At 64.7% G+C, this 13,885-nt stretch carries 12 protein-coding genes; 2 read left to right on the top strand and 10 right to left on the bottom strand.

Features of this window, described 5'->3' with window-relative positions; all coding sequences use genetic code 11:
- Positions 1 to 42: 42 nt before the first annotated feature.
- Entirely contained in the window at positions 43 to 738 is a 696-nt protein-coding gene (locus tag ACR0NB_RS00660; RefSeq protein ID WP_093962794.1) for a CDP-alcohol phosphatidyltransferase family protein, read from the top strand.
- Between the two features lie 30 nt (positions 739 to 768).
- On the opposite strand, the gene ACR0NB_RS00655 is transcribed toward ACR0NB_RS00660, so the two are convergent.
- The 8 genes from ACR0NB_RS00655 to ACR0NB_RS00620 form a co-directional block, all read right to left on the bottom strand.
- Positions 769 to 1,236 (bottom strand): hypothetical protein, encoded by a 468-nt coding sequence (locus ACR0NB_RS00655; protein ID WP_093962795.1) that lies wholly within the window; start codon positions 1,234 to 1,236, stop codon positions 769 to 771.
- A gap of 76 nt (positions 1,237 to 1,312) precedes the next feature.
- Entirely contained in the window at positions 1,313 to 1,768 is a 456-nt protein-coding gene (locus ACR0NB_RS00650; RefSeq protein WP_480774693.1) for a methylated-DNA--[protein]-cysteine S-methyltransferase, read from the bottom strand.
- Between the two features lie 83 nt (positions 1,769 to 1,851).
- Complete coding sequence (gene ileS / locus ACR0NB_RS00645) at positions 1,852 to 4,770, bottom strand: isoleucine--tRNA ligase (RefSeq protein ID WP_480774692.1); 2,919 nt, start codon at positions 4,768 to 4,770, stop codon at positions 1,852 to 1,854.
- Between the two features lie 166 nt (positions 4,771 to 4,936).
- The gene (locus ACR0NB_RS00640) at positions 4,937 to 7,351 is read right to left on the bottom strand and encodes a DUF2339 domain-containing protein (RefSeq protein WP_480774691.1); all 2,415 of its coding nucleotides are present in this window, start codon (positions 7,349 to 7,351) and stop codon (positions 4,937 to 4,939) included.
- A gap of 419 nt (positions 7,352 to 7,770) precedes the next feature.
- Positions 7,771 to 8,481: a VIT1/CCC1 transporter family protein gene (locus ACR0NB_RS00635; protein WP_480774690.1), complete on the bottom strand. Its 711-nt coding sequence runs from the start codon at positions 8,479 to 8,481 to the stop codon at positions 7,771 to 7,773.
- 60 nt (positions 8,482 to 8,541) lie between these two features.
- The gene (locus ACR0NB_RS00630; protein WP_480774689.1) at positions 8,542 to 9,531 is read right to left on the bottom strand and encodes a YcjF family protein; all 990 of its coding nucleotides are present in this window, start codon (positions 9,529 to 9,531) and stop codon (positions 8,542 to 8,544) included.
- Between the two features lie 3 nt (positions 9,532 to 9,534).
- Positions 9,535 to 9,978 (bottom strand): N-acetyltransferase family protein, encoded by a 444-nt coding sequence (locus tag ACR0NB_RS00625; RefSeq protein ID WP_480774688.1) that lies wholly within the window; start codon positions 9,976 to 9,978, stop codon positions 9,535 to 9,537.
- The gene (locus ACR0NB_RS00620; RefSeq protein ID WP_170401667.1) at positions 9,975 to 11,387 is read right to left on the bottom strand and encodes a YcjX family GTP-binding protein; all 1,413 of its coding nucleotides are present in this window, start codon (positions 11,385 to 11,387) and stop codon (positions 9,975 to 9,977) included. Before ACR0NB_RS00620 ends, ACR0NB_RS00625 begins: the two co-directional genes overlap by 4 nt.
- A 112-nt stretch (positions 11,388 to 11,499) precedes the next feature.
- Here ACR0NB_RS00620 and truA point away from each other — a divergent pair, with 112 nt between their 5' ends.
- Complete coding sequence (gene truA, locus ACR0NB_RS00615) at positions 11,500 to 12,267, top strand: tRNA pseudouridine(38-40) synthase TruA (RefSeq protein ID WP_480774687.1); 768 nt, start codon at positions 11,500 to 11,502, stop codon at positions 12,265 to 12,267.
- A gap of 2 nt (positions 12,268 to 12,269) precedes the next feature.
- Here the strand turns inward: truA and ACR0NB_RS00610 are convergent, their stop codons facing one another.
- Entirely contained in the window at positions 12,270 to 13,205 is a 936-nt protein-coding gene (locus ACR0NB_RS00610; RefSeq protein ID WP_480774686.1) for a nickel/cobalt transporter, read from the bottom strand.
- Positions 13,190 to 13,837 (bottom strand): DUF1007 family protein, encoded by a 648-nt coding sequence (locus ACR0NB_RS00605; protein ID WP_170337495.1) that lies wholly within the window; start codon positions 13,835 to 13,837, stop codon positions 13,190 to 13,192. The genes ACR0NB_RS00610 and ACR0NB_RS00605 overlap by 16 nt, the downstream gene beginning before the upstream one ends.
- Positions 13,838 to 13,885: the final 48 nt, after the last annotated feature.

Below are 13,885 nucleotides of genomic sequence, written 5' to 3'. Positions count from 1 at the left end.
TTTGCTTTGCATCTCGGGCGCGCATCGTACATGACACGGGTCATGACACTCAGATTCAAAGCCTTAGCCGTTCACCTGTTTACCGCGACCGGAGCCGTATTTGCGATGCTGGCCATGCTGGCCGCGGTCGAGGAAAAGTGGAGCCTGATGTTTCTGTGGCTGGTCGTTTCGTTCATCGTCGACGGAATCGACGGCCCCTTGGCGCGGCACTATCACGTCAAAAAGAACGCGCCCGAGTTCGACGGTGTCCTGCTGGACCTGATCATCGACTATCTGACCTACGTCTTCATTCCGGCCTACGCGCTGTTCAAATCCGGCTTGATGGACGGCTGGACCGGTTGGTTCGCGATCATCGTCATCACCTTCGCCAGCGCGATGTATTTTGCCGACACGCGTATGAAAACAAAGGACAATTCCTTTTCCGGTTTTCCCGGTTGCTGGAACATGGTCGTGGTGGTGATCTTTGCGCTAAAGCCCGACTTCTGGTTCAGCCTCGTCCTTGTGGCGCTGCTGGCCGTCGCAATGTTTCTGCCCCTGAAATTCATTCACCCCGTGCGCACGGAACGCTGGCGCAACCTGTCCCTGCCCATGGCCTTCGCATGGACATTTTTCGCCGGATGGGCCGCTTGGGTGGATTTTCACCCGCAAAGCTGGGCGCATTGGGGTCTGGTGGTGACCAGCCTGTACCTGGTCTCGGCAGGGATCGCCCAGCAAATCATGCCGCCGAGCCGCGACTGAGACGCGGCCCCAACGGGCGAAAATCACAGGTCAGAGAATTTCCCGGATCTCGAACTCGGTGCCATTGTGGGTGAAGACGTCCCCCTTGCGCATTCCGGCCATGGCCAGATAGATCGGGCTTTGGGTTGAAATCCCCATATATGTTTCGCCGTCCACGTCGAACTTGGTGGTCGACACGCAGACGACGAAATGCCGATCCCCCAGCCAGACTACGGCGCCCGGCTGCACGGTATCCGTCAGGCTGAAATCGGTGTTTTCGATCACGTCAATCTTGGCATGGTGCGCATGCACCGGCCCGTCAAACGCAGCGGCCAGATCTGCGCTTTCGCGCGATGCCGCGATATCATCCTTGTCGTGGCCTTCCCGGTCATCCAATTTGGACTCTTTCTGAAAGGCATCGTGGTGCGCCTGCGCCGTCGCCAACTCCTGTGCCTCCAACGCCATCAATTGGTCAATGATGGCCTTCTTCCGGGCGGCGGGGTCAATTTTCGCAGTCATGAATTGCAGTCCTTCGGGTTCGAAAACTGTCTCAGGTTGGGACGCTTTGCAAAAGATTGCAACCGGATTCCGGTGGTCAGATCAGCAGACTGGCAGCGCCCTCGTGACGCAACAGGGCAACCTTGCCCTCAACCCCGCCCTGCCCCGAGAACCCGCCAAGCCCGCTTGCCGCCAGAACGCGGTGACATGGAATGATCACCGGGATCGGGTTGGCACCACAGGCCTGCCCGACAGCTTGCGCCGGACACCCAAGATCCTGCCCGATATCACCGTAGGTCCGTGTGTCACCGAAAGGAATCGCGGACATCAAGTCGCAGACCTGATTCTGGAACTCGGACCCAACGACACGCAGCGGCAAGTCGAACTTTTGCAACCGGCCCTCGGCATAGGCCCTGATTTGTAACCCCGCTTCGATCAGCAGCGGGGTCTTCTCACCCGCTGTGTGACCGTCCCACACCAGACTGGTGATGGCACCGTCCTCTTCTTCTATCCCAAGGCATCCGAACTGGGTTTCCACTGCAATCATCGGCATGGGCGCAGAGTTTCAGATCAGCGGGTGCACGGCAAGCCGCAAGAAAAACCCCCGCGCGATGGTGGGGGTTTCAGAGATCATTTTCAGCTCAGCGCCGTATCGCATCGGCCGCAGACGCCGGGGTGGGCGTGACGTCCCACATCCGGCAGGATCTTCCAGCAGCGCTGGCATTTGGCCCCTTCGGCCTTTTCGAACACGACGCCGACGCCCTCGATCTCGGGCAGGCGGAACGCCTCGGCCGGGGCTGGGTCGGCGGTGACGGTCAGGCCCGAAGTGATGCAAAGGTCATCCACGTCGAAGGTCGCCAGCAGGTCGCGGGTTTCGGCATCCTCGACATGCACGACCGGCGCGGCTTCGAGGCTGGAGCCGATAACCTTGTCGCGGCGCTGCACTTCCAGCGCGGCTGTCACCGCACGGCGCACACGGCGGATCTTGGCCATGTTTTCTTCGAGAGCGGGATCGCGCCAATCGGCAGGCGTGTCGGGGAAGTCGACCAGATGCACCGAGCTGTCCTCGCCCGGGAACCGCTCGAGCCAGACCTCTTCCATCGTAAAGACCAGAACCGGCGCCAGCCAGGTGGTCAGACGGTGGAACAGGATATCCAGCACCGTGCGCGCGGCCCGGCGGCGCGGGGTGTCGCCATCGCAATACAGCGCATCCTTGCGCACGTCGAAATAGAAGGCCGACAGGTCGACGGTGGCAAAGTTGAACACCGCGCTGAACACGCCCTGGAAGTCGAACGCAGCATAGCCCTTGCGGACCTGCTCGTCCAACTCGGCCAGGCGGCAGAGCACCCAGCGTTCCAGACGAGGCATCTCGGCCGGGTCGATCCGGTCGGCCTCGGTGAAGTCGGCCAGCGAACCCAGCATGAAGCGCATCGTGTTGCGCAGCCGGCGATAGCTGTCGGCGACCCCTTTCAGGATTTCCGGCCCGATCCGCTGGTCGGCGGTATAGTCGGTCTGGGCCACCCACAGGCGCAGGATGTCGGCACCGTATTGCTTGACGACCTCTTCCGGCACGATGGTATTGCCGAGCGATTTGGACATCTTGTTGCCCTTCTCGTCCAGCGTGAACCCGTGCGTGACCACGTTGCGATACGGCGCGCGACCGATCGTGCCACAGGCCTGCAGCATCGAGGAATGGAACCATCCGCGGTGCTGGTCGGTGCCCTCCATGTAGACATCGGCAATGCCGTCGTCGGTGCCATCTTCACGGTCGCGCAGAACGAACGCATGGGTCGAGCCCGAGTCGAACCACACGTCCAGTACGTCGAACACCTGGTCATAATCGTCGGGGTTCACGATGCCATCCAGCACCTGCTGTTTGAAGCCGTCGGTGTACCAGACATCGGCGCCGTATTCTTCGAACGCGGCCTTGATGCGGGTGTTCACGTCCGGGTTGCGCAGCAGATAGTCCTGGTCGGTGGGCAGAGCGCCCTTCTTGGTGAAGCACGTGAGTGGCACACCCCAGGCACGCTGGCGCGACAGAACCCAGTCGGGGCGCGCCTCGATCATCGAATACAGGCGGTTGCGGCCCGAGGGCGGCGTCCATTTCACCAACTCGTCGATCGAGCGCAGGGCGCGTTCGCGGATAGTGCCGCCCATTTCGTCCATGCCATCGTCCAGCTTGCGGTCGACGGACACGAACCATTGCGGTGTGTTACGATAGATGATCGGCGCCTTGGACCGCCACGAATGCGGATAGCTGTGCTTGATCTTGCCACGCGCCAGCAGCCCGCCGACCTCGGCCAGCTTGTCGATCACAGCCTTGTTCGCATCGCCCTCGCCGCCCTTGCGCGACAGGATGTACTTGCCGCCGAAGAACGGCATGTCAGCGCGGAAGCTACCGTCGTCCATCACGTTGTAGGTGATGACTTGTTCTAGCATGCCCAGATCCCGGAACAGCTCGAATTCCTCCATCCCGTGCGAGGGCGCGCAATGGACGAAGCCGGTGCCTTCGGTATCGGTCACGAAATCGGCCGCGCGGAAATCGCGGATGTCATCCCATTCACCGTTGGACCCTTCGGCCCCTGCCAGCGGGTGCTGCAGCTGGATCTTGGCCAGATCGTCCTGCGTGACGTCGCACAGGCGGCGGTACATGGTGTCGTCCAGCCGCGCGCGGGCGAACACGTCGGCGGCCAGGTTATCGGCCAGCAGATAACGGTCACCGATCCGGGCCCAGCATTCCTCGGGGCGGCCGGTCACTTCGTACAGCCCGTACGAAATGTCCTTGCCATAGACCACGGCCTTGTTCGACGGCATGGTCCAGGGCGTCGTGGTCCAGATCACCACATAGGCGTTGTCCAGCGTGGTGTCACCAGTGTTCACCACCTTGAACTTCACCCAAATGGTAAAGCTTTCCTTGTCGTGATACTCGACCTCGGCCTCGGCCAGGGCGGTCTTCTCGATCGGCGACCACATCACCGGTTTCGAGCCCTGATACAGCGTGCCGTTCATCAGGAACTTCATGAACTCGTCCGCGATCACCGCCTCGGCGTGATAGTCCATGGTGACGTACGGATCGGCCCAGTTGCCGGTGATGCCCAGACGCTTGAACTCCTCGCGCTGGATGTCGATCCAGCCTTCAGCGAACTTGCGGCACTCCTGGCGGAAGTCAATGACCGGAACCTCGTCCTTGTTCTTGCCCTTCTTGCGGTACTGTTCCTCGATCTTCCATTCGATCGGCAGGCCGTGACAGTCCCAGCCGGGCACATAGCGCGCGTCAAAGCCCATCATCTGGTGGCTGCGCACGATCATGTCCTTGATCGTCTTGTTCAGCGCGTGGCCGATATGCAGATGCCCGTTGGCATAGGGCGGGCCGTCATGCAGCGTGAAGGGCTTGCGACCCTGTTTGTCGCGCAGGCGGTCATAGACGCCGATCTTTTCCCAGCGGTCCAGCCATGCGGGCTCGCGCTTGGGCAGGCCGGCGCGCATGGGGAATTCGGTTCGGGGCAGGTTCAGCGTGTCTTTGTAGTCGGGTGTCTGGGTCGTGTCGGCGCACATGGAGAGGCGTCCCTTGGATGATCTTGGCGTGTTTGGATCGAAGCGGTCGGTGCGATGAACTCAAGCACCTTTGCCCGGCGTCTCGGAAACTCAGAGCGCCGGGGAAATAATTCGAATGATAATGGCCAGAACGTCTTGCATGGCCGGGCTTATAGGCCGGTTGCGCCTATTGGTCCAGAGCTTCCGGCCCCTGCGGCGAATGGCGCAGCTTGGCCCAGCGGTTCAGCCAGGCCAGACCCGCCAGCGCCAGCCCCAAGGCCAGCAACGAAAACACCCGGATCAGACCGCCCAGCCCCGAGATGTCGATCAGGAACACCTTGGCCACCGCCAGCCCGATCACCGCCAGCCCGGCCTTGCGCATCAGGTCCGACCGACGCGCCAACGACTGATAGAACAGCGCCGCGCCGATCACCAGCAGGGCGAGCGTGTAAGTGTATAGCTCGGGCTGGGATACACCGTTGCCTTCAAACATCCCTGCCGCGCCCTGCCAGAAATGCCGGATGGTCAGGCCCAGCCACAAGGCGCCCAGCGCAATGGACACCCCCTGACAGGCCAGCCGCAACTGCGCCGGCATCGCGGGGGTCCGCCACGCGGACAGGCCGATGACAAGAGCCGGCAGCAGATAGGCAATGGCAAGCGTGTTAACCACCGGAGGCCCCAGAACAGGATCTGCCCCAAACCGCAAAACAGGGTTGGCCACTGTCGCAGCCAGCGCCAGCCACAACAGGCCATGCGCGGCAAAGAACACGCCCAGTGCGACCCGAACCCAGTTCAGTCGCCCGCCCAGCGCAAACCGCTGCACCTGCGCAAAGGCCAGCAGCAGCCAAATGGCCGACAGCAGGCCCAGCCCCCAATGGCTGTCGTCGGCACCGCCCTCGCCCAGCCCTTCCAGCCAGCGCAACAGCAGCAGAGACACCAGAACGCCGCCCGTCGCCCACGCTGCACTGTCTAGCATGACATTGGCGACTGGGCGGTCCAGCGGGCGCAGCATCCACCATGCGGCAAGATAGCCTGCAACCGCAGCCCCATAGACCAGCGCCATTTCCGGAACCGGCGCGTGCAGCGCCCAGTCCAGACCCGGGTTAAGGATCAGCCGGAACGTGACGGTGACGACTCCGGCCCAGATGAACCAGCTCATCGGCGGCAGGTTGAACCGCCGGTCCAGCGCCGCCGCCGCGATGATCGTGACCACGAAAGCGATGGTCAGCGCCGCCGAGCTGAGCACGATCACGCAGGCGAAGGTCAGGCAGGACAAGGCCGACAGCGTGGCCAAAGCCGGACGCATCCGTGCCTCGCCATCCACGCGGGCAAAGCGCTCGGCCAGTAACACCATCAGCGCCGCAAGCGCGACCGCATGCAGGGCCCAGGGGTAAGCGCCGATCACGCTGGCCGGACGCCAGCCAAGCTCAAGCGCGATGGCCAGCGCCGGGGCGTACAGCGCGGCGGCACCGGCCCAGACCAACGGGTACCGCCCGCCCAGAAACGACCGCCATGCCGCCAGAAGCGATACCACCGCGCCCAGCGCAACCAGCAAGGTCACAGCCAACGGGAAAGCCGCCTCGGGCGTTTCGGAATAGGTCTGCCAGAAGCCACGCGCCACCGCGCCGCCATCAAACCCGTGCGTGAACACGAAACCACCCAGCCCAAGGGCAGGCAGCGCGGTCATGTCCTGCAGGGCCGGCGCGTCCTTTGCCCAGATCAGCAGGGCGAAAGTCAGCCCCGCCAGCAGGATCACAGCCAGCCAGAACTCACCGCTCGTATCCGCCCATTGCAGTGCCAGAATGGCCGAGCTTGCCATCACCGCCCCGAAGGCCAGGCGCGTCGGAAATTCGGGCCACGGACCGCTGGATTTTCTGACAAGGAGTTCGCTGAACATCGCCCCGTCGTGATCGGGCCAGATCCGGCGCACGGGAATGGCAATGGCGATCACGGCAACGGCGGCCACGTAGACGAGGAAAGCCGGTTCCGCGATCGGCGAACCCGTCACCAGCAAAAGGCCCGCTAAATAGGCGCCCACCAGCGCCAGCACCGACACCCAAGCCCAGCGCCGCACCGTGTCGATCCCAAGCCCCAGCCCGGTGATCACGAAGAAATATCCGTACAGCCAGGACGGGTCAGCCGAGTCGCCACCCACGACGAAAGGTGCGGCAAAGGCTCCGATCAACCCGATCGCCGCCAGCAGCGGGCCGTGGAACCAGCCCAGAACCAGCCCGACAAGAGCGATGGCGATCATGCCCGCCAAGGCCGCCTCGGGGCCGATCAGGTCATAGAGCTGACGCGCCGCCAGCACACCGCCGAACAGCGTGACCAGCCCCGCGCCGGAGAACACCGAAGGCAGGTAGGCAGTCGCCGACGACTCGTCATCGCCGTATAGGCGCCGCACGACTTCACCCGCTACGATCAGCAGTGCGCCGAAACCCAGGGCAGCCAGCACGCGCGCGGTGGGCGGCAGCAACCCGTTCTCGACCCCGTATTGCACCAGGAAAATCCCCGCCAGCGCCAGCGATAGGGCGGATACGGCATAGAACCAATTTTCGCGCAGCCACGCGCTCAGATCGTCGAACCGCTCGGCGCGGAACACCACTGCGGCCGGAGGCGATGCACTCTCAGTAACAGTTGCCGATTCTTCAGGGTCAGGCTGTTGGTCCGGCGTCGGTGGGCTTTCCTGTTTCGGCGGGCCCCAAGGGGCCGGTCGCGGTTCAGGCGTCGACACCTCTGCTGGAGCGGACTGCGTCTGTGGTAGCCGCTCCGCGTCCGGTTGCGGCCCGGCACCCAACCGACTCTCCAACTGCTCGACCCGCCTCCGCAGACGGGCATGGCCGACCAGCAAGACGACAATAGATACCGGCATCGCCAAAACGACCAGGCCAACAAGAACAAGCAGAGATTCCAAACCGCACCTCCGGGCAAATCTGCATTACAGGCTATCCTGTGCAGGTGCGGTAAGACAGTCTGGAAATCCCGAATGGTTTCAGCCTGTTGCGATCTGATGCCAGTGATCTAGGGATGGAACAGAGACCCGACGAGATAGGCAATTGCCGCCGCCGCTCCACCAATCGCCAGCGTCTCAAGCCCCGAGCGCCACCAGGGCGCCAGCGACCACCGGCTTTTCATCGCGCCGATGGCAAAGAACACGCCCAGCGTCATCAGGACCGAGGCTGGAAACGCGCCCTCAACCCCCAACAGGAACGGCACGAGCGGAACCATGCCGGCTACGACAAAGGCCGAGAACGTGGCCGCAGCGGCCTTGAGCGGATGCGGATCGACGCTGCCCAGCCCGTATTCGCCCTCGATCATCAGGTTGATCCAGGTGTCACGATCGGCGGTGATCACATCGGTTGCCTGTTCCAGCACCCGGCCCGACAGGCCTTTGCGGGACAGGATCTCCAGCACCTCGCCGCGCTCGCCGTCGGGGTAGAGGCGGATGTGGCGCTCTTCAATGGCGCGGATCCGTCGGATATTGTCCAGCTCGGCCTTGGTCCCCGAGTAGTTGCCCGCCGCCATCGAGAATCCGTCGGCCAGTACGTTGGCCAGGCCCAAGGCCACGATGACGAAGGGCGACAACCCGGCCCCGGCCACGCCCGCCACGATGGCCAGCGTGGTCACCGATCCGTCGATCCCGCCATAGACCACGTCGCGCAGGACCCCGCGCCCGGGCGGGGCGTCGATCCGGTCTGCGATTTCCTGTTGGCTGTGGCCGTGATCCGCCATGGCTGGTCTCCCTTCCGGAAGATTGTGCCATGCGCAGCGGCCCGTTGGCTTTGCGGCAGATCAACCCTTGGAAAACAGCCCGCTCAGCGCGCGCGAGACCATGCCGCGGGTCGACGGCCTGTGCCGGTCCGAGAAGGGCAGCGGACGGCAGACCTCCATCGCGGCCACGCCGACACGGGCGCTGAGGGCGCCGTTGACCAGCCCTTCGCCAAAGCGGCGCGACAGCTTGCTGAGGACCGACCCGCCCAGAACCGGTTCGAGCAAGTCGTCGCCCACGGCCACCGCACCGGTGGCCACCAGGTGAACGAACACCGCGCGGGTCAACCGCCAGCCCCCCAGAAACCCGGCCCGCCCGCCATAGATTTCGGCAATCCGGCGGATCATTCTCAACGAGGCCAGCAGCGCCGTCGCCACATCGGCCAACGCCAGCGGCACCAGCGCCGTCACCGTCGCGACCTGGCGCGCGGCGGCCTCGACCTCGCGGCTGGCGGCGGCATCCAGCGGGGCCAGCAATTCGTCCTCGACCAGCCCAAGCAGGCCCGAGGCGTCGAACTGTTCCTCGATCCGTTCGGCCAGGCGGTCGCGGCCCCAGCGCGTATCCTCGCGCCCGCGATAAAACGCGATCAGGCGCTGGGTCACGGCCCGGGCCTGCGCCAGATCGGCATCGGCCAGCGCGGCATCGGCGGCACGGCGCATCCCGTCCACCCGCGACAGCCGGCCCAGCGCGGCCAGTTCGCGCAGCGCGATCAGCAGGGCCACCAGCACCAGCGCGCAGATCAGGCCGGTCACGATCCAGCCCAGCACCGGAACGCTGGCGATCAGCGAGGTGGCGAAATTCCATGCGGCGACAGAGACCGCCGCCCCCACGATCGCAAGCGCCAGACCCCAGAACCAGCGGCCCAGAACCGACGGCTTGCGCGCGGCCAGGCGGGCCGCGGCCTGCATCGCCTGCCCCTGGGGCGGCGCGATATCCGGTACCGGCGCGGCCTTCGCCACGTCGGCGGCAGGGGCATCCTCGTCAAGCTCGATCAGAACCGGACCCTTGGCCATGCGTCACTCCTTTTTCCGCCAGACGAACCGAATGTCCGGCAGCTGTTCATCATTGTCGGCGCCTTCGCTGCGGGCCACTTCTATAAAGCCGTGCCGTTCGTAGAACCGGCACGCGCCCGTGTTGGCCTGAAACGCATACAGCGCCAGTTCTCGGCGACCTGCCTTGGCGCTGTCCAGCAGTTCTGTGCCGATCCCCTGATTCCGCGCAGGGGGACTCAGGTACAGGCAATGAACCTCGGTTCCGTCCATGGCCAAAAAGCCTGCGACCTTGCCGCCCTGTTCGGCAACCGTGACCCATCCTTTGTCGATCATCTGCCCACAAAAAGCGATGGCTTCAGCCCCCGAATGCAGCTCGGGCATCCAGTCGTTTTCGCGTGCAAAGCCGTGCAGGATCTCTCCGACCGCCCCAGCGTCGAGGCTGCGCGCGGGCCTGAGGGTGACGGTCACAGCCGGTCTCCGATCAGAAACTGCGCGGCGCGGTCCAGCCGGATATGCGGCGGGCCGTCACCGGGGCGCAGCGAAAGATGCGCCGGGGCAAAGGTCATGAACCCGTACTCCTCGCCCAGCCAGGTGTCGGCCCCCTTACGCGCAGGATTAAGCAGATGGGCGGGGTCTTCGGGCAGCTCTCCGGGGTAGAAGGCCGCCTGTTTTCCATTCTCCAAACTACCGCGCACGCAGGGCAGTTCGACGCCGTTGTGATTGCGGATCTCTTCGGTCGTCACGCGCAGCGCGGCGATGGACATGGCGGCGGTTTCGGCCCCGGCGAACCTGGCGCGGTCGCGCGCCTCGCGGGTCAGGGCCTCCATGATCGCGGTCAGGCGCGGGTGCTGCAGGTGGTGCAGGTGATCGGCCTTGGTGGCCGCGAACAGGATGCGTTCGACCCGCTTGCCCAGCAACATCTGGCTGAGCCACGCATTGCGGCCGGGCCGGAAGGCCGACAGGATGTCGCCCATGGCGCGGCGCATGTCCTCGACCGCCTGCGGACCCTTGTGAATCGCGCCCAGCGCGTCTACCAGCACCACCTGCCGGTCGATCCGGGCGAAATGATCCCGGAAAAAGGGCTTCACCACCTGCGATTTGTAGGCCTCGAACCGGCGCTCCATCTCGCGGTGCAGGCTGCGGCGGCGCGCGGCGCTCTCGACCGGCAACGGCGCAAAGGTCAGCACCGGCGACCCGGCCAGATCGCCCGGCAGCAGGAACCGGCCCGGCGTGCAGTCATAAAACCCCGCATCCCGCGCGGCAGTCAGATAGTCGGCAAAGCCCCGCGACAGGGCCTGCGCGGTGGGTTCATCATGGGGGTCGGCCGGATCAACGGATTTGACCTGGGTCAGGAAATCGGCGGCTGCCGGACGCTGCGCGATCCGCTCCAACGTTTCGCGCGACCAGTCGTCATAGGTTTTTTCGAGCAGTGCCAGATCCAGCAGCCATTCGCCGGGATAGTCGACGATGTCCAGATGCACGGTGCGTGGCCCCTGCAGGCCGGCCAGCAGCCCGGCAGGGCGGACCTTGAACGACAGGCGCAGCTCGGACACGGCGCGGGTGCTGTCGGGCCAATGGGGCTGAGGCCCGGTCAGTGCCGACAGGTGCGATTCATAATCGAACCGGGGCACTGTGTCGTCGGGCTGCGGCTGCAGGTAGGCGGCGTTGATGCGCCCCTCCTGTTGGGCGACCAGGCCGGGCATCCTCCCCCGGTCCAGCAGGTTGGCCACCAGCGACGTGATGAACACCGTCTTGCCCGACCGCGCAAGACCGGTGACGCCCAGCCGCACGACCGGTTCGAAAAACGTCTCGGACACGCGGTCGCCGACGGATTCGACGCCGCGCACAAGACTGTCTGCCAGTGATGAGATGACCAAACCGCCGCCCCGCATTTCTTGTTTGTCCCAAGATAGGTAGCCGCTGCCCCGGTTGCCAGCGCTTTTGCCGCCTGCCCTTGCCCGGGCGCCTCCGGCAGGGTACCAGCAGCCCATGCCCAGATACGCGTTGAAAGTCGAATACCAAGGTGAGCCGTTTGCCGGATGGCAGCGGCAGAAGGATCTGCCCTCGGTCCAGGGCGCCATCGAGGCGGCGTTGTCGAAACTACAGCCCGGGTCACACACGATCGCGGCCGCCGGGCGCACGGATGCGGGCGTTCACGCGCTGGGGCAAGTGGCCCATTGCGACCTTGAAAAAGACTGGGACCCGTTCCGCCTGTCCGAGGCGCTGAACTATCACCTCAAGCCGTTGCCGGTGGCGATTCTCAAGGCCGCGCGGGTGGCGGATGACTGGCATGCGCGGTTCTCGGCCATCGAGCGGCAATACCTGTTTCGCATCCTGATCCGCCGTGCGCCCGCGACCCATGACAAGGGCCAGGTCTGGCAGATCGGGCATCCGCTGGATGTCGCCGCGATGCAGGAAGGGGCCGACATGCTGATCGGGCGGCACGATTTCACCACCTTCCGGTCTTCGATCTGCCAGGCGGCCAGCCCGGTCAAGACGTTGGACGAGCTGCGCGTCGAACAGGTTCAGGGCTTTTCCGGCCCCGAGGTGCATTTCCACGTCCGCGCCCGGTCCTTCCTGCACAACCAGGTCCGCAGTTTCGTCGGCACGCTGGAACGGGTCGGCGCGGGCGCTTGGACACCGCAGGACGTGCGCGATGCGCTCGAGGCCGCCGACCGCGCGGCCTGCGGGCCGGTCTGCCCGCCGCAAGGATTGTACCTGGCGCGGGTGGGCTACCCCGATCCTGTTTTCGACTGACGTCAGAGCGCGCGCAGCAGCAATCCACCGGCGATCACCGCGATCAGCAGCCCGGCCACCAGTTCGATCGTGGGCGCCAGCACGGCCGCGAACCGCGTAGCCGAGGCCGAGGCCAAGAGCCCTCCCCGCAACCCGAACGACGTCCAGCCAACCAGGGTGGTGACGGTCGCGGTGCCCAGCGCCATGGCAAAGGCCCCGGCGATACCGACCATCGCGATGCCCATCTGCCAGGTCAGGATCAGCACGAACAAAGCTCCGGTACACGGTCGCGCGGCGATGCCGGCGATCAGGATCAGCGCCTCGCGCAGGCTGCCGACCTGGGCCACCTCTTCGGCGGTGGGGCCATGACGATGCCCGCAATCGGAACAAGCCTCACTGTCGTGATAGTGATGATGCCCGTGATCATGATGATGGTGATGGTCATGCGGGGCACTGTCCGAACGACCGCGCCGGGCGAAACTGCGCAGCGATCGCAGAACCAGCCACAGCCCGATGGCCGCGATCGCACCATAGCTGACCGGGGCCATGATCTGCTCGGTGGTGCCGACCAAGCTTTCCCGCGACATCTGGAACACCAGAACGCCTGCATACACCAGAACGATCGCCGTCACGGCCTGCCCCAGCGAGGACAGTACGCTGATCGCCGACAGGCGCAGAAAGGCGACATTGCGGCCCAGCCCATACCCTCCGATCAGCACCTTGCCATGGCCCGGCCCCACCGCATGGAAGAACCCATAGGCAAAACAGACGGCCAGCAGCGTGGCCACGGCCTCGGGCTGTTCGGCCCGCGCGGCCCGAAGGGCTCGGGCGATCTGGTTCTGAAATTCCCGCTGCTCGCCCGCGGCCCAGGACGCGAGGCTGTCAAAGCCTCCGCTGCCCCAGAACCACAGCAGCAGCGCTATTGCCAGGCCGACCGGCAGGATCAGGTAGCGGGACATGAAACGCGGATCTCGGTGGCAAAGCGTTCACCGACCAGGGGGATGTCGTTCTCCTCGAGGTCATAGTCGGCGTCCAGGGTCAGCAGAAAGGCCTGCATCTGGGCCAGTTCGCCGTCGATATCCGGCTCGAACCTGTCGATCCGGCAGGATTCAGGCCCGGAAACGGTGACCGGGCGCGTCACCTCGTAGGCGGTATAGAATGTCTCGTCATAGGGTTTGGCAGACAGGCTTTGGGCGGGCAAAGGGTCGCCCTCGACCTTGCGCAGATGGGTTGTCACGATACGACCATCCTCGGTCGTGGCGCGCGGTTCCAGCGGACCGGACAAGGCAACCGGTTGATCGGCGGCCAGGATGACCAGATCGCCATTGTATCCTTCGACCCACTGCGCGTCGAAACCGGCGAGGCGCTGCTCTTCGGCTTCGGACAGCACGCCGTCGCCGTCCTGATCCAATCTCATGTCTTCAAGCACTAGCAGCGAGTAGAACTCGTCATAGGCCCAGGTGACGCGGACATGGGTCAGGTTGCCCGACTCGTCCACTATGAACTCCAGCCCGGTGTCGATGAAGACATGCGGGTGCGCCACCGCGGTAAACGGCAGGCAACAGGCGAACAAGGTGGGTATCCAGCGCATGAACGCGAAGATAGGGTGCCCAACCGGCGCTGGCAACGCGGTTCGGTG

The organism is Ruegeria sp. CG3 (assembly GCF_056537205.1).
This window is presented reverse-complemented; position numbering and strand designations above follow the sequence as displayed.